The sequence below is a fragment of the Stenotrophomonas sp. P5_A9 genome, from assembly GCF_056400525.1.
Genome location: NZ_JBFULC010000036.1, coordinates 1 through 14,948, shown reverse-complemented (window position 1 = coordinate 14,948; position 14,948 = coordinate 1). Strand labels below are relative to the sequence as shown.

General features: G+C 68.1%; 16 protein-coding genes. 10 read left to right on the top strand and 6 right to left on the bottom strand.

Features of this window, described 5'->3' with window-relative positions; translation table 11 throughout:
- Positions 1 to 93: 93 nt before the first annotated feature.
- From AC1DR7_RS12640 to AC1DR7_RS12630, 3 genes are read left to right on the top strand one after another with little or no spacing between them, the layout of a single operon-like run.
- Positions 94 to 417, top strand: coding sequence for a DUF3649 domain-containing protein (locus tag AC1DR7_RS12640; RefSeq protein WP_457317997.1), 324 nt, complete (start codon positions 94 to 96; stop codon positions 415 to 417).
- Positions 414 to 2,063: a PepSY-associated TM helix domain-containing protein gene (locus tag AC1DR7_RS12635; RefSeq protein WP_478052627.1), complete on the top strand. Its 1,650-nt coding sequence runs from the start codon at positions 414 to 416 to the stop codon at positions 2,061 to 2,063. Before AC1DR7_RS12640 ends, AC1DR7_RS12635 begins: the two co-directional genes overlap by 4 nt.
- Positions 2,060 to 2,395, top strand: a complete 336-nt coding sequence (locus AC1DR7_RS12630) for a DUF3325 domain-containing protein (protein WP_457318969.1) — start codon at positions 2,060 to 2,062, stop codon at positions 2,393 to 2,395. The genes AC1DR7_RS12635 and AC1DR7_RS12630 overlap by 4 nt, the downstream gene beginning before the upstream one ends.
- A gap of 267 nt (positions 2,396 to 2,662) precedes the next feature.
- On the opposite strand, the gene AC1DR7_RS12625 is transcribed toward AC1DR7_RS12630, so the two are convergent.
- From AC1DR7_RS12625 to AC1DR7_RS12615, 3 genes are all read right to left on the bottom strand, one after another.
- Complete coding sequence (locus AC1DR7_RS12625) at positions 2,663 to 3,199, bottom strand: GNAT family N-acetyltransferase (protein ID WP_457318968.1); 537 nt, start codon at positions 3,197 to 3,199, stop codon at positions 2,663 to 2,665.
- A 14-nt stretch (positions 3,200 to 3,213) separates the two neighbouring features.
- Entirely contained in the window at positions 3,214 to 5,358 is a 2,145-nt protein-coding gene (rlmKL, locus tag AC1DR7_RS12620; protein WP_457318967.1) for a bifunctional 23S rRNA (guanine(2069)-N(7))-methyltransferase RlmK/23S rRNA (guanine(2445)-N(2))-methyltransferase RlmL, read from the bottom strand.
- A 171-nt stretch (positions 5,359 to 5,529) separates the two neighbouring features.
- Positions 5,530 to 6,057, bottom strand: coding sequence for a hypothetical protein (locus tag AC1DR7_RS12615; protein WP_457318966.1), 528 nt, complete (start codon positions 6,055 to 6,057; stop codon positions 5,530 to 5,532).
- A 58-nt stretch (positions 6,058 to 6,115) separates the two neighbouring features.
- On the opposite strand from AC1DR7_RS12615, the gene AC1DR7_RS12610 reads away from it, so the two are divergent.
- Complete coding sequence (locus AC1DR7_RS12610) at positions 6,116 to 6,685, top strand: N-acetylmuramoyl-L-alanine amidase (RefSeq protein ID WP_256777275.1); 570 nt, start codon at positions 6,116 to 6,118, stop codon at positions 6,683 to 6,685.
- A gap of 38 nt (positions 6,686 to 6,723) precedes the next feature.
- On the opposite strand, the gene AC1DR7_RS12605 is transcribed toward AC1DR7_RS12610, so the two are convergent.
- The 3 genes from AC1DR7_RS12605 to AC1DR7_RS12595 all read right to left on the bottom strand — a co-directional run bounded on the left by AC1DR7_RS12605 (position 6,724) and on the right by AC1DR7_RS12595 (position 9,246).
- Positions 6,724 to 7,629 (bottom strand): sulfurtransferase, encoded by a 906-nt coding sequence (locus AC1DR7_RS12605; RefSeq protein ID WP_457318965.1) that lies wholly within the window; start codon positions 7,627 to 7,629, stop codon positions 6,724 to 6,726.
- Positions 7,626 to 8,438: a CoA pyrophosphatase gene (locus AC1DR7_RS12600; RefSeq protein ID WP_256777277.1), complete on the bottom strand. Its 813-nt coding sequence runs from the start codon at positions 8,436 to 8,438 to the stop codon at positions 7,626 to 7,628. Before AC1DR7_RS12600 ends, AC1DR7_RS12605 begins: the two co-directional genes overlap by 4 nt.
- A 106-nt stretch (positions 8,439 to 8,544) precedes the next feature.
- A complete protein-coding gene (locus AC1DR7_RS12595; RefSeq protein WP_256777278.1) occupies positions 8,545 to 9,246 on the bottom strand; it encodes an FKBP-type peptidyl-prolyl cis-trans isomerase N-terminal domain-containing protein in 702 nt (233 codons plus the stop codon).
- A gap of 183 nt (positions 9,247 to 9,429) precedes the next feature.
- Here AC1DR7_RS12595 and AC1DR7_RS12590 point away from each other — a divergent pair, with 183 nt between their 5' ends.
- The 6 genes from AC1DR7_RS12590 (at position 9,430) to pstS (ending at position 14,851) form a co-directional block, all read left to right on the top strand.
- Positions 9,430 to 10,212, top strand: coding sequence for an enoyl-CoA hydratase/isomerase family protein (locus AC1DR7_RS12590; RefSeq protein WP_457318971.1), 783 nt, complete (start codon positions 9,430 to 9,432; stop codon positions 10,210 to 10,212).
- A 3-nt stretch (positions 10,213 to 10,215) separates the two neighbouring features.
- The gene (locus tag AC1DR7_RS12585; protein ID WP_457318964.1) at positions 10,216 to 10,578 is read left to right on the top strand and encodes a hypothetical protein; all 363 of its coding nucleotides are present in this window, start codon (positions 10,216 to 10,218) and stop codon (positions 10,576 to 10,578) included.
- Complete coding sequence (gene nth / locus AC1DR7_RS12580; RefSeq protein ID WP_457318963.1) at positions 10,578 to 11,267, top strand: endonuclease III; 690 nt, start codon at positions 10,578 to 10,580, stop codon at positions 11,265 to 11,267. The genes AC1DR7_RS12585 and nth overlap by 1 nt, the downstream gene beginning before the upstream one ends.
- A gap of 178 nt (positions 11,268 to 11,445) precedes the next feature.
- Complete coding sequence (locus AC1DR7_RS12575; protein WP_457318962.1) at positions 11,446 to 12,657, top strand: OprO/OprP family phosphate-selective porin; 1,212 nt, start codon at positions 11,446 to 11,448, stop codon at positions 12,655 to 12,657.
- Positions 12,658 to 12,931: 274 nt separating this feature from the next.
- Positions 12,932 to 13,708, top strand: a complete 777-nt coding sequence (locus AC1DR7_RS12570) for a PA3715 family protein (RefSeq protein ID WP_478052064.1) — start codon at positions 12,932 to 12,934, stop codon at positions 13,706 to 13,708.
- Positions 13,709 to 13,831: 123 nt separating this feature from the next.
- Complete coding sequence (gene pstS, locus AC1DR7_RS12565; protein ID WP_457321737.1) at positions 13,832 to 14,851, top strand: phosphate ABC transporter substrate-binding protein PstS; 1,020 nt, start codon at positions 13,832 to 13,834, stop codon at positions 14,849 to 14,851.
- Positions 14,852 to 14,948 lie beyond the last annotated feature (97 nt).

The following is a 14,948-nucleotide window of genomic DNA, read 5'->3' as shown; positions in this document are numbered from 1 at the left end:
TGTGCAGCGACACGGCCACGGACGGCCTCCATTCCATGCATCACCGGCCGCGGCCGGTGATGTCCGTTGATCGACCCTACATTGCAGGTTCCCGTGGACAGCACGCCTGACGCCAGCTGGTTCAGCCGTTTCGGAAGTTTCTTCGCCCGCCCCTGGTTGGGGGTGCTGTCGCGATCGTTGGCCGCCATCTTCGGGGGCTATGCGCTGGCGGCAACCTGTTCGATGTTCTTCGCCGTGGCCCTGCCCATCGCGCGCGGGCAGGCGGTCCTGACCGGCATGATGGTGGCCATCGCGCTGTGCGCCTGCGCGGCACTGTGGGCCTTTGCCACCCGCACCGCGCTGCGCGCCTGGGTGGGCATCGCCCTGCCCACCGCCGCGTTCTGGATCGGCACCGCCCTGCTGAGGACTGGCGCATGAAGAACGGATTCCGCCAGTCGATGGCCTGGCTGCACACCTGGACCGGCCTGCTGGTCGGCTGGCTGCTGCTGTTGATCTTCATGGCCGGCACCGCCAGCTACTACCGCGAGGAAATCAGCCGCTGGATGCGCCCGGAACTGCCGCGCAGCACGGTGACCGGCGAGGTCGCCGCCGCGCGCGCGATCACCTTCCTGCAGCACAAGGCGCCACAGGCCGAGAGCTGGAACGTCACCCTGCCCGACCCGCGCAACCCGGCGATGCGGATGTTCTGGCGCAATCCCGAATCGATGGTCAAGCCACCGGCGGAGGGCGAGAAACGTCGCCGCCGGGGCGGCGGCCGCTTCGGCGATGCCACCGTCGACCCGGGCACCGGCGAGGAAGTGGCCGCGCGCGAAACCCGGGGCGGCGATTTCTTCTACCGCCTGCACTTCGACCTGCATTACATCCCGGTGCTGTGGGCGCGCTATCTCGTCGGGTTCTGCGCGATGTTCATGCTGGTGGCGATCATCACCGGGGTGATCACGCACAAGAAAATCTTCAAGGACTTCTTCACCTTCCGCAAGGACAAGGGCCTGCGGTCGTGGCTGGATTTCCACAACGTCAGCGCGGTGATGGCTCTGCCCTACCACGCGATGATCACCTACACCGGCATCGTCACGCTGATGTTCATGTACCTGCCGTGGGGCGTGAACGTGGCCTACCCCAAGGATGAGGATGCGTTCTTCAGCGAGGCCTTCGCGCGCCTGGCCGACATCGACACCCCGACCGAAGGCACCGCCACCGCGCTGCCGATCCAGCAGTTGTTGGACGCCGCGCGCGCCGAATGGAAGGGCGCGCAGGTCAGCGGGTTCACCCTGTACCACCCCGGTGGCGCCAACGCGGTGATCGATGTGTACCAGCGCGACGGCAAGCGCCTGTCGGTGGATACCCCGTCGCTGCGCTATGACGCGGTGAGCGGCGAACTGATCGAGGCCAGCCCGCTGTCCGGTGGCGCCACCCAGACCCGCGGGGTGATGTACGGCCTGCACCTGGCGCGCTTCGCCGATTGGGGGCTGCGCGCGCTGTTCTTCGTGTCCGGGCTGATCGGCTGCCTGATGGTGGCCAGCGGCGTGGTGCTGTGGGCGGTGAAGGAACGTCCCAAGCATGCCAAGTCCGGGAAGATCGGCTTCGGCCTGCGCCTGGTCGATGCGCTCAACATCGGCGCGGTGGCCGGCCTGCCGATCGCGTTTGCCGCCTATTTCTGGGGCAACCGGCTGCTGCCGGTACAGATGGCCGAGCGTTCCGACGCCGAAGCCAACGTATTTTTCTACGCGTGGGGCGCGGCGCTGCTGGCCGCCTTCATCTGGCCCAAGCGGTTGATGTGGGCATGGCAGCTGTACCTGGGCGCGGCGCTGTTCGCGTTGATTCCGGTGCTCAATGCGCTCACCACGCAGGCGCATCTGGGCGTGACCCTGCGCAACGGTGATTGGGTGCTGGCCGGGTTCGACCTGATGATGCTCGCCTTCGGTGCGATGCTGGCGTACTGCGGCCTGCGCATGCAGCGCTGGCAGCCGGCGTTGAGCGCGGCCGAGAAGAAGAAGCGCCAGGCCGCGGCGGCGGCGGCGGCCAAGGCCCGGGAAAGCGCGGGCGCGGAGGTCAACGCATGATGCTGCTGGCCATCACCGTGAGTTTCTCCGCGTTCACCGCGCTGTCGCTGGCGATGGACAAGCACCAGCTCGACCTGCACGGCAAGGCGGCGGCCACGCCGGCACGCATGCGCCTGTGGCGATCGCTGGGCTGGGCATTGCTGACGCTGGCGTTCGCGCTGTGCGTGTGGGACCACGGCTGGGCCGCCGGCCCGGTGGTGTGGCTGGGCGCGATGACGGTCAGCGGCATGCTGATCGCCTTTGGGCTGTACCCGTTCCGGCCGCGCTGGATCGCGCCGCTGGCGTGGGCGTTGCCGGTGGTGGGGCTGGCGGTGGCGCTGGTCGCGCGCTGACTCGTAGTGCCGGGCTGTGCCCGGTGATCGGTGTTGCGCGGACGGCAGCCAACCAACGGTCGGCTCTACGGGGTCACCCGCCGCCGGGCAGGCGTGACGGATCAGGGATCTTCACGCGGTGCCGGGCTGTGCCCGGTGATCGGTGTTGCGCGGACAGCAGCCGACCAACGGTCGGCTCTACGGGCTCACCCAGCCGCCGGGCAGGCGTGACGGATCAGGGATCTGCACGCCGTGCCGGGCTGTGGCCGGCGCAACGGGGTTACCCGGTCAGGGCACCAGGGAGAACACGTGCGCCGGTGCGGGGCGGTCATCGATGACCAGCCGGTTGCGGGCCACGCCTTCGCGCAGCGCACCGGATTTCACCGCCACCCGTTCGCTGGCCAGGTTGCCCACCGCCACGATGATTTCCACCCGCTGCAGCTGCAGCGGCCCGAACGCCTGGGCCGCCAGTGCCTGCACGACGCGCGTGGCGATGCCTTCGCCCTGCCGTGACTGCCGTACCCAGTAGCCCAGGTTGCAGAAGCGATGATCGTGCCGGATCGCGTTCAATCCGGCGCCGCCCACGAATGCGGCCGTCCGCTGGTCGAAGACGCCGTACTCGTACGCCGTCGCCGCCAGCATGCCCTCGCGGCAGGCCTGGAACCATTGCAGCGCCTGGTCGGCGCTGTAATCGACCGAGCACCACGGCATCCAACGCTGCATGCCGGCGGCCGACTCGCGCACCGCCGCAGCGAAACCGACGGCATCGACATCCTCGAAAGGACGCAGGACGAGTCCGTCGGCGTGGAGGGCGCTGTCGTCCATGGCAGCCCCGTCCATCATGCGCCGTAGCGGCGCAGTTCCCAGGCGCGATGGATGCGCGGGTTGCGTTCGAAATCCTCGCCGATGGTGTCGGCGGAGATCTCCTTGCACTCGGCGAATTCCTTGATCGCTTCTTCGTCCAGCTTGAAGCGGCGGAAGTTGTTGGAGAAGTACAGCACGCCCTCCGGACTCAACCGCGCCACGGCCGCACGCAGCAGGCGCACGTGCTCGCGCTGCACGTCGAAATCTTCGGCACGCGCGGAATTGGAGAAGGTCGGCGGATCGCAGAAAATCACGTCGAAGCGATGGCGCTCGGCTTCCAGCCAGGCCAGTGCATCGGCCTGGATCAGCTGGTGCGCGCTGCCGCCCTTGCCATTGAGTGCCAGGTTGTCGGCACACCACTGCAGGTAGGTGCCGGACAGGTCCACGCTGGTGGTCGAGGCGGCACCGGCCACCGCGGCCTGCACGCTGGCCACGCCGGTATAGCAGAACAGGTTGAGGAAGCGCTTGCCGATCGCCTCCTGGGCCATGTGCCAGCGCAGCGGGCGATGGTCCAGGAACAGGCCGGTGTCGAGGTAGTCGAACAGGTTCACGCGCAGCAGCGCATCGTTCTCACGGACCAGCACGAACTCGCCGCGCTGTTCGAAACGACCGTACTTGCTGCCGCCCTTGCCGCGTTCGCGCGATTTCAGCGCGACCTGCTCGGCAGGCACCTGGAACACCTCGCGCGCGGCCGACAGCAGCTCGTTGCGACGGCGGCGCACGTCCACGTCGGGGATGGTCGCCGGGGCGGCGTATTCCTGCACGTGCAGGAAGGTGCGGCCCGCGCCGGCATCTTCTTCATACACGTCGATGGCGGCCGCGTACTCAGGCAGGTCGGCGTCGTAGACGCGGTAGCAGGTGATGGCCTCGCGGGCGCGCCAGTTCTTGAACTTCTTGATGTTCTTGCGCAGGCGGTTGGCCACCATCTGCGCGCCTTCGCTGAGCTCACGCGGCTGGCTGGCGTTTTCGCGCTGCGGCACGGCGATCGGGTCGCAGACGATCAGCGCGCACTCGATGGCGCCATTGAACAGCTGGTATTTCTTGCTGGCGCGCAGGCCGGTGGCGAAGGCCAGGTCGGCACTGCCGCACAGCAGGCTGGCGCGCCACTGCGGCACCGCGCGCTTGAGCGCATCGCCCAGCCGGCGGTACAGCACCGCATCGGCGGCCAGGCGCTCGTCGTAGGGCGGGTTGCAGACCACGCAGCCGGTTTCCTGCGGCGGCACCTGCACGTCGGTGATGTCACGCACGCCGAACCAGATCGCATGGGCAACGCCGGCGGTTTCCGCGTTTTCCTTGGCGGCGCGGATCGCATGCGGGTCGATGTCACTGCCGTGGATGACCTGCTTGAGCGCGGTGCGGCCGGCGGTTTCGCGCTCGCGCGCCGCGGCCATCAGGGTGTTCCAGGCATCGCGGTCGAAGCCCAGCCAGCGGCTCGGCGGAATGCTGCCGTGGCGCTGCAGGCCCGGGGCGACGTCGGCGGCCATCAGCGCGCCTTCGATCAGCAGCGTGCCGCTGCCGCACATCGGGTCGAGCAGGCCGCCGCCTTCACGGTGGATCTTCGGCCAGTTGGCGCGCAGCAGCACGGCCGCGGCCAGGTTTTCCTTCAGCGGCGCTTCGTTCTGCGCCATGCGCCAGCCACGGCGGTGCATCGGGCCGCCGCCCAGGTCGATGGAGATGGTGGCCCGGCCTTTGCGCAGCGACAGGTTGATGCGCACGTCGGGGAACTCGGTGTTCACCGATGGACGCTCCAGGCCCTGCGACCGCAGGCTGTCGACCACGCCGTCCTTGACCCGCTGCGCGGCGAAGCGCGCATGGGTGATCTCGGTACCGGACACGTGCGCGTCCACCGACAGGGTCAGCTCGGGGCTGATGTGCTTTTCCCACGCCATCGCCGCCACGCCCTGGTACAGCGAACCTTCGTCGGGGCAGTCGAACTCGGTCAGCGGCCACAGTACGCGGCTGGCCAGGCGCGACCACAGCACGACCTGCAGCGCCTGCGGCAGCTCGCCCTCGGCATTCACACCGGAAATGGTGGCGGTGGCCTTCTCCAGGCCAAGCGCCAGCAGTTCGTCGGCGAGCAGGTACTCCAGGCCCTTGGCGCAGGAAACAAAGAATTTCACGGAATCGGTATCGCAGGTCAGCGGAAAGGGGGTGCCCACGGGCACGGCAAGCAGTCCGGCGCGAGGGCCGGGATGGGCATTGTACGTGAGGCGGCCGGGAACGCCTTGCCAGGGGAGTGCCGGCCGCTGGCCGGCTCGCCACGATCTCCCAGCACCCCGGCCCTTACGCCCTCAAAGCGACAGCAGCAGTTCCTCGAACGCCTTCGCCGAGGCCGCGACGTGGTTGTTCAACCGGTGCCCGTCATCCACCAGCAGCAGCCGCGCCGAGCGCGCCTGTGCCCAGGCGATGACCTGTGCCGGCGGAATCAGCTCGTCGTGCCAGGCGTGGACCACGCTGGTGGGCACGCGGGCGGCGTCCAGCGGCGGCATCGGGCCCATCGTGGTGGGCGGCACCATCAGGAACAGGCCGGCGGTGGGCACCTGCAACGAGGCGATCGCCGCGATGTAGGCGCCCAGGCTGGAACCGGCCAGCACCACCGGGCCGCGCTCGGCGGCCGTGGCGGCCCGACCGAGCAGGCGCTGCAGGCGGGCGCGCACGTCACCGACGCTGCTGACCTCGCGCATGCCATCCAGGTCGGTGTAGTCCGGGCGTTCGTGGGTCCATCCCAGGCGCTGGGCGACCTCGGCCAGCGCGGTCACCTTGGTGGCGTCCGGGCCGCTTTCAAAGCCGTGGGAAAGGATGCAGTGGCCGCGGCTCATGCGCGCACCGGGTGGGATTCGATGTAGGCAGTCATGCCCTGAATGCTAGCATCGGCGCATGCCCCAGCGCGTCCCACCCCTGATCGATCTGCAGCCCCTGCCCTACCAGGATCGCCTGGCCGCGCGTGCGCCGGAACAGGTTGATCTGGTGGTGATCCACTGCACCGAACTTCCGGATCTGGCAATGGCGCGCGACTACGGCGAGCGCGTGCTGTACGCCAGTGGCAGCGGCAACAGCGGCCACTTCTACATCGACCGCGATGGCCGCATCGTGCAGTACGTGGCGCTGGACCGCGTAGCGCACCACGTCAGCGGCTACAACCCGCGCTCGATCGGTATCGAACTGGTCAACCGCGGCCGCTACCCGCACTGGCTGGACTCGCGCCACCAGGCCATGGACGAGCCCTACACCGACGCGCAGATCGCCGCACTGATCGACCTGCTGCATTACCTGTGCGATGCCCTGCCCGGCCTGCGGCACATCGCCGGCCACGAGTGGCTGGATACGCGCGAAGAAGTGGCCAGCGACGACCCGGAACGGCGCGTGCCGCGCAAGCGCGACCCCGGTCCGCTGTTCCCCTGGCCGCGGGTGCTGGCGGCCGCGCCGCTGCGCGAACTGCGCGGCTGAGCGCGTCGGGCCACGCCCCCCTCGGACGGTCCGGGGTGTCAGGCGCCGGTCGCGACCGGACGGGTGGAATCGCTGACCCAGCCGCTCCACGAATCGGCATACAGGCGCGCGCCGGCCAGGCCCGCCACTTCCATCGCCAGCAGCAAGTGGCAGGCGGTGACGCCCGAACCACACATCAGCACCACCTGCTCGGGCGGGTGCGTGCCGATCACCGGCTGCAACGCCGCGCGCAGATCCGCGGCGGTGCGCAGGCGTCCGTCATGCACGTTGAGCGCGAACGGACGATTGACTGCGCCCGGCACATGCCCGGCGACCGGGTCCAGCGGTTCCACTTCGCCGCGGAAGCGTTCGCCCGCGCGCGCGTCGAGCAACCAGCCCGGCGCGTGCTTCAGACGCGCGGCGACTTCGCCGACCGAGGCGATCTGGTCGCGATCGAACCGGCCCGGATAGGTCGGCACGGGGGCGACGACGGGAATGTCGGTGGTCACCGCCAGGCCGGCGGCCTGCCACCCGGCCAGGCCGCCGTCGAGCACCGCCACCCGGCGGTGCCCGATCAGGCGCAGCAGCCACCACAGCCGTGCGGCGGCCATGCTGCCGTCAGCGGCGTCGTAGACCACCACCTGGGTATCGGCGGCGATGCCCCAACGGCCCAGCGTGGCGGCGAACACGGCCTCGTCCGGCAGCGGGTGGCGGCCGTGACCGACCTTGCCCATGTCGGCCAGGTCGCGATTGAGGTCGGCATGCAGCGCACCGGGGATATGTCCCTGCGCGTAGGCCTGCGCGCCGGACTGCGGATCGGCCAGCGCGAACCGCGCGTCGACCACGCGAATCGCGGTGCTGGCGGTGGCGCGTGCGTCGATCACGCGGGTGTGCTCCTGCCCCAGCACGGCGTTGAGGCTGGCCACATCGACCACGGTGGTCCAGGCAGGGATGTCGGCATTCATGGGGTCTGCTCCAGGCGGCGACGCAGGTTGTAGAGGATGGCGGCGGTGGCACCCCAGATGCGCTGCCCTGGCCAGCCATATTCCAGGACGTGGCGGATGCGCCCGCGGTGTTCGATCTCGATCTGGTGCAGGTTGGCCGGCTCCATCAGATAGGCCAGCGGCACTTCGAATACGTCGGCGACCTCCTCCGGTTGCGGCACCGCCACGAAGGCAGGATCGATCACCGCCACCACCGGCATCACCCGGTAACCGGTGATGGTCACGAACGGATCCAGGTAACCCAGCACCTGTACCTGTTCGGGCGGCAGCGCGATTTCTTCCTGGCTCTCGCGCAGCGCCGCAGCCACTGCATCGCGATCGTCCGGCTCGGTGCGCCCCCCGGGAAAACCGACCTGCCCGCCGTGATGGCGCAGGGTTTCGGTGCGGCGGGTGAGGATCACCTGCGCACCGCCGGCCCGCGGCACGATGCCGGCCAGTACCGCCGCCTCGACCGGCGGGCCGGGCGGCAACAGGTCGATCAGTTCGCTGCGGTTCCAGCCATCGCCGGTGGGCGGCTGGTCGAGTGGATGCAGCGCGCGCAGCAGGCGCTCGTGTTCCACCGGCGAGCCACGCAGTGCCTGCCGCAACTGCTCGCGCAGCGGCAGCGTGTGCTGCATGACGTGGTTCTGTTCGTATCGGCTCATGGTTGACCAGCGGGTGATTTCATCCACGCTGCGCAGGCAGCCCTGGCAGTAACCGGCGCGATCCAGTGCGCACAGACCGATGCAGGGCGTGGGTATGGCATGGGTGGAATGTTCGCAGATAGTCACCGGACAACAGTAACGCCATTGGACGCGGATGCGGCGGTACCCGTTTATGCCGGAAACAAAAACGCGCCGGTAGAAACTACCGGCGCGCTGGGGTGTAACGCTGTTCTTACTTGACGCTGATCAGCTTGATTTCGAACTGCACGGCCACGTTCGGCGGGAACGGGGTACGCGGGTCGGCACCGTAGGCCTGTTCCGGCGGCAGGGTGACTTCCCACTTCGAGCCGGCCGGCATCTGCAGCAGCACTTCGCGCATGGCCTTCATTTCGACTTCGCTGACCTTGATCGACGGAATCTGCTGCGCCGGGCGGGCATCGGCCGGACGGGTGCCGTACGGATACGGACCGGCGACTTCCAGCTGCACGGTGCTGGCCTGGGTCGGCTTGGCGCCCTTGCCGGCTTCGATCACGCGGTACTGCACGCCGCTCGGCAGCGCCTGAACGCCGGCCTTGGCCTTGTTGGTGGCCAGGAACTGGGTGCTCTTGGTCTTGTTCTCGGCGGCAGCCTTCTCGTACTCGGCCTTGGCGGCCTGGGCACGGCCCTGCTCGCGCTTCTGGAAGGCTTCGACGGCGGGCTTCAACTGCTCGGCCGTGATCGACGGCTGCTTCTTGGCGTAGGCATCCTGCAGGCCCTTCACCACCGAGTTGATGTCCAGCTGCTCGCCGCGTGCGGTGAGTTCAGCCAGGTTGTTACCGTAGTCGTAACCGAAGTAATAGCTCAGCTTGCCCTTTTCGGACGAGGTGTCCTGGGCGAAGGCATTGCCCGTCAGGGCCAGGGCCGCGACGGCGACCGCGATAGAACGCAACTTCATCAAACTTTTCTCCAGGGGTGGTAACTCAGGACGCGTTGGGCCGCCCTGAGGCGACGGGTTAGGATAGCCGCCGCAACGTTGATTCGCCACTAACGACGCAGGCTCTGACCTGACTTCGTTTCAAGAGTTCAACATCACTTTTTTTTAACGTTTTTCAGGAGCCCCGCCGTGGCCGACACCCCCATCGCCCCCGATCCTGTCCACGTTGCCGATGCCGGCGCCGTCCGCACCGTGACGGTAAACCGGCCGGACAAGCTCAATGCCCTCGATCGGGCCACGCTGCAAGGCCTGGACGCCGCATTCGCCGCTGCCGCCGCCGACCCCGAAGTGCGCGTGGTGGTGCTGACCGGCGCCGGCCCGAAGGCCTTCGTGGCCGGTGCCGACATCGCCGAAATGAACGGACTGAGCCCGGTTCAGGGACGTGACTTCTCCTTGCTGGGCCAACAATTGATGCGCCGCATCGAGCGCATGCCCAAGCCGGTGATCGCCCGGATCAACGGTTTTGCGCTGGGCGGGGGCCTGGAACTGGCCATGGCCTGCCACCTGCGCATCGCCGTCGAAACCGCCAAGGTGGGCCAGCCGGAGATCAATCTGGGGCTGATTCCCGGCTTCGGCGGCAGCCAGCGCCTGCTGCGCCTGTGCGGCCGCGCCGCCGCGCTGGAACTGTGCCTGCTGGGCAGCCCGATCAACGCCGCGCGCGCCCTGCAGTTGGGCATCGTCAATGAAGTGGTCGGCGTGGAGGCATTGGACGCGCGCGTGGACGCAGTGGCGTCGCAATTGGCCACGGCCGCGCCGCTGGCGCTGCGCGGCATTCTTGACGCGATCCACGTCGGCGGCGAATGCGCGCTGGGCGAAGGGCTCGAATACGAGAGCGCGCAGTTTGGTTTGATGTTCGCCACCGAAGACATGCGCGAAGGCACCTCGGCGTTCCTTGCCCGGCGCCCGCCGGTGTTCCAGAACCGCTGAACCATGCCGCACGCCGATCCCACCCTGCCCGCGCGCCTGCTGCAACTGGTGCTCGATGGCGACCTCGACGCCGCGCTCGACGCCGGGCTGATGGACTACGTTCCGCAGCACGGTGACGCCGACCTGCTGCCCGGACACCCCGAGTTGGCTGCGCGCCTGCTGCAGACCCAGCAACAACTGCAACGCGCCTGGGCCGCGCGCGCGCGCTACCGCCATCGCAGCCAGCGGCTGGCGCGTCGCGCCGCCGAACGTGACGCGCGGCGCGCGCCCCCCGCGCCCACCCCCGCATTGAAACCCGCCCTGCCGCCCGCCGCCGCCGCGATCCTGGCGCGCGCCAAAGCCAAGGCCGCTGGAAAAACCGCCTGATGAGTACCGTGAAAAAACCCGCGACGGCCAAGCCTGCGCCGCGCAGCGCGCGCATGCCCCGCGCCGACGTGATTGAAATGTTCACGCGTCTGCGCGAGCTCAATCCACACCCGAAGACCGAGCTCGAGTACAGCTCGCCGTTCGAACTGCTGGTCGCAGTGACGCTGTCTGCGCAGGCCACCGACGTGGGCGTCAACAAGGCCACCCGCAAACTGTTCCCGGTCGCCAACACGCCGCAGGCGATTCTCGACCTGGGCGAGGACGGCCTGAAGAAGTACATCGCCACCATCGGCCTGTACAACGCCAAGGCCAAGAACGTGATCGCCGCGTGCGCGCTGCTGGTACAGCAGCATGGCGGCGAGGTACCACGCGACCGCGCCGCGCTCGAAGCGCTGCCCGGCGTCGGCCGCAAGACCGCCAACGTCGTGCTCAATACTGCCTTCGGCGAACCGGTGATGGCGGTGGACACCCACATCTTCCGCGTGTCCAACTGCACCGGGCTGGCCCCGGGCAAGGATGTGCGCGCGGTCGAGGACCTGCTGGTCAAGGTGATACCGACCGAGTTCCTGCGCGATGCACACCATTGGCTGATCCTTCACGGCCGCTACGTGTGCAAGGCGCGCAAACCGGACTGCCCGCAGTGCGTGATCCGCGACCTGTGCCGGTTCAAGCAGAAGACCGCCGCCTGAGCCGCGGTCGCGACTGCCATATTCACGCAACCCCGCCGTCATCTGCGTCGGTCATCAATGGCAGGCCCAGACGTGGCCGGGCCCCGGCCGGCCGTCGGTTTGTCCGAAACTGTCATATTTACGCAATCTTCACTAATTAGCCTGCGCAGCATCTTCCCACCTGCCTGCAAGGCTCTCCATGAAACTGCATCGCCAACTCCTGACTGCGGCCGTTGCGGCTGCGCTGTTCGTCCCGGCCGCACACGCCGAAGTGGCCATCGATGTGATCGGCGGCTCGGAGATCACCTTCGAAGGCCTGGTCCAGGCCGACGGCAACTGGTTCGACAACGACCTGACCGACCTCAACGGCGGTGACGCCGGCAACGGCAAGAACAGCGAATTCGAGCTGCGCCGCGCCGAGCTGGTGCTCAAGGGCAAGGGCCCGGGCAACATCGAGTGGGTGGTGGGCTATGACGCCAAGGCCGACAAGTTCCTGGACACCAACCTGAAGTACAAGCTGGCCGGCAACGCCAACCACTTCGTTCAGTTCGGCCAGTTCAAGCAGCCCAACAGCCTGGAAGAACTGTCCAGCACCAAGAACAACGACTTCATCTCCAAGGCTGCGGTCACCAACACCTACGCGGTGGCCCGCCGCCTCGGTGGCGCCTACAGCATCGGCGACAACAACTGGTCGGTCACCGCCAGCGCCTTCGGCCGCGAGCTGACCCGCAATCTGGCCCACGGCAGCGGCTACGGCGCGCGTGGCACCTGGGCACCGATCAACGAGAAGGGCCAGGTCCTGCATTTCGGCCTGAGCTACGTCGAGTACGACACCGACGCTGACACCCTGCGCGTGCGCGCCCGTCCCAACGCCGACCTGGCCACCGCGCGCCTGGTCGACAGCGGCAACCTGGTCGACACCGACCGCGTGAGCACGATGGGCGCCGAAGCGATGTACATCGGCGGCCCGTTCAAGGCCCAGGCCGAGTATTACAACAGCAAGGCCAAGCGCTACTCGCACGACAACTACACCAGCGATGGCTATTACGTCAGCGGCTTGTGGAACATCACCGGCGAAAGCTGGGGCTACAAGGGTGGCGTGCCGACCACCGGCCTGCCGGACGAGCCGGCCTCGGGCATGTGGCAGCTGGGCGCGCGCTACGACCACATGGACCTCAATGACGGCAACCTGGCCGCCAACCCGGTTGCCGGTCGCCCGCCGATCGTCGATGGCGTGCTCGGCGGCAAGATGGATATCTGGACCGTGGGCGTGAACTACTACTGGCGCTCCAACACCAAGTTCGCGCTGAACTACGTGATGGTGGACAGCAAGAAGTACAGCTCCGCCAGCCGCACGTTCGTCAACGACGACCCGAACATCCTGGAAGCGCGCCTGCAGTTCTTCTGGTAAGCGATTGCGGCAACCGTATGACAGGGAGGGCGCAGCTTGGGCTGCGCCCTTTTTTCGTGCCCGGCACCGATAGAGCCACTCCATGGGTGGCTGCGCTCCGCTCAGGCACCGCGCGCAGCCGCCCATGGGGTGGCTCTRCCTGTCCGGCACCGCGTGCAGCCACCCATGGGGTGGCTCTACCTTTCCTGCATGGCGTGCAGCCACCCATGGGGTGGCGTCACCCCCTCAGGGTGCGCGGGTATGCTGGGCGCCCTTTTCCCATGGATGGAACCCGATGCGTATCGCCCTGTCGCTGCTGCTGGCCGCCGTCGGCGGCACCGCCCTGCCCGCCCATGCGCAGGACTGCCACGACGCCCAGGCGGCCGCGGAAGAGGCGTACGTGGTGCGGGCGGACAACGTGCTGCCCGATCGCCCCGGCTACACCCGCGACACCGCTGGCAGCGTCTGCCGTCGCTGGCCGGCACGCCCCGAACTGACCCTGCTGGCCACGCCGGTCTGGCGCGATGGCGGCGACCACGACGCCCGCGAGGGCGACGTGGACATCCTGGTGATCGACAGCGACACCCTCGCACCACGCGCGTGGAAGGTGTTGCCCGGTGCACTGGACAGCGATGCGATCTTCTTCGACGGCATGCAGCTGGATACCGCGCGCTATCAGCTTGCGCCGGGCACGCTCGCCTTCGGCCTGCGCGTGCAGCGGCGCAATGGCTCCGGCCCCAACCCCTTCAGCGAAGAACAGTTGCAGCTGCTGGCAATGCAGGCAGGCACGCTGCGCGCGCTCGGCCCACCGATGGTGCTGCGCCGTTTCCAGGCCGAGTGGGACACCCGCTGCGCCGGTGAATCGACCGAGGTGTCGCGCACGGTTGCCGTTGGCCCGAAGGGCAAGCACGGGCTGGCCGACCTGGTCCTGCGCGAACGCCGGGTCACCACGCGCAGCTGGATGGACGGCGAGGAATGCCGCGACCAGGCCACGCCGGTAGAGGGCGAGCGCCATGTGCTGCGCTATGACGGCCGCCAGTACGGGGTTCCGGAGCCGCTGCGCCCCTTGTGACGGGCGTCCCATGAAGCATGTCACGAGGCGGTCATATGACAGTCGCTGGGCTGTCATCGAATGGTTATGGAATGAGCGCCGGGCGGGACACCCCGCACCGTCATCCATCCCAGGAGCCACCCCGTGATCCACGCCTTCAAGTCGCGCGCCGCCGTTGCCGTCCTCGCCGCGTCGTCCGTGTTCGCCGCCAACGCCGCCGATGTGACCGGCGCGGGCGCCTCGTTCATCTACCCGGTCATGTCCAAGTGGTCGGCCGACTACAGTGTCGCCACCGGCAAGAAGGTCAACTACCAATCGATCGGTTCCGGCGGTGGCATCGCGCAGATCAAGGCGGCCACGGTTGACTTCGGTTCCTCCGACGCCCCGCTGAAGCCGGAAGAACTGGCCGCCGCAGGCCTGGCACAGTTCCCGTCGGTGATCGGTGGCGTGGTGCCGGTGATCAACGTGGCCGGTGTCGCCCCGGGCGCACTGAAGCTGGACGGCCCGACCCTGGCCAACATCTTCCTGGGCAAGATCAAGACCTGGAACGACCCGGCCATCGCCGCGCTCAACCCGGGCGTCAAGCTGTCCGACGGCAAGATCACCGTCGTGCACCGCTCGGACGGTTCGGGCACCACCTTCAACTTCGTCAACTACCTCTCCAAGGTCAACCCGGAGTGGAAGAGCAAGGTCGGTGAAGGCACCTCGGTGCAGTGGCCGGTCGGCATCGGTGGCAAGGGCAACGAAGGCGTGGCCGCCTACGTGAAGCAGATCAAGGGCGGCATCGGCTACGTCGAACTGTCCTACGCGCTGCAGAACAAGATGTCCTACGCGGCGATGAAGAACGCCTCGGGCAAGGTCGTGCTGCCGAGCGACACCTCGTTTGCCGCGGCGGCCGCCAGCGCCGACTGGGCCAGTTCGAAGGACTTCTACCTGGTCATGACCAACGCCCCGGGCGCCGAAGCGTGGCCGATCACCGCCACCAACTTCATCCTGGTGCGCAAGCAGCCCAAGAACGTGGCCAACGCCAAGGCCACGCAGGAGTTCTTCCGCTGGATCTACAAGAACGGCGATGCCCAGGCCAAGCAGCTGGACTACGTGCCGCTGCCGGACGCCCTGGTCAAGCAGATCGAGACCTACTGGTCGCAGAACCTGAAGTACTGAGTTTCCCCGCTCAGGTACCGAGTATTGGTCGGTACGCGTCGGAGGCAACAACGGAGCAATGGCGGCGGCAGGACCTCTCTCCCCTGCCGCCGCCGGG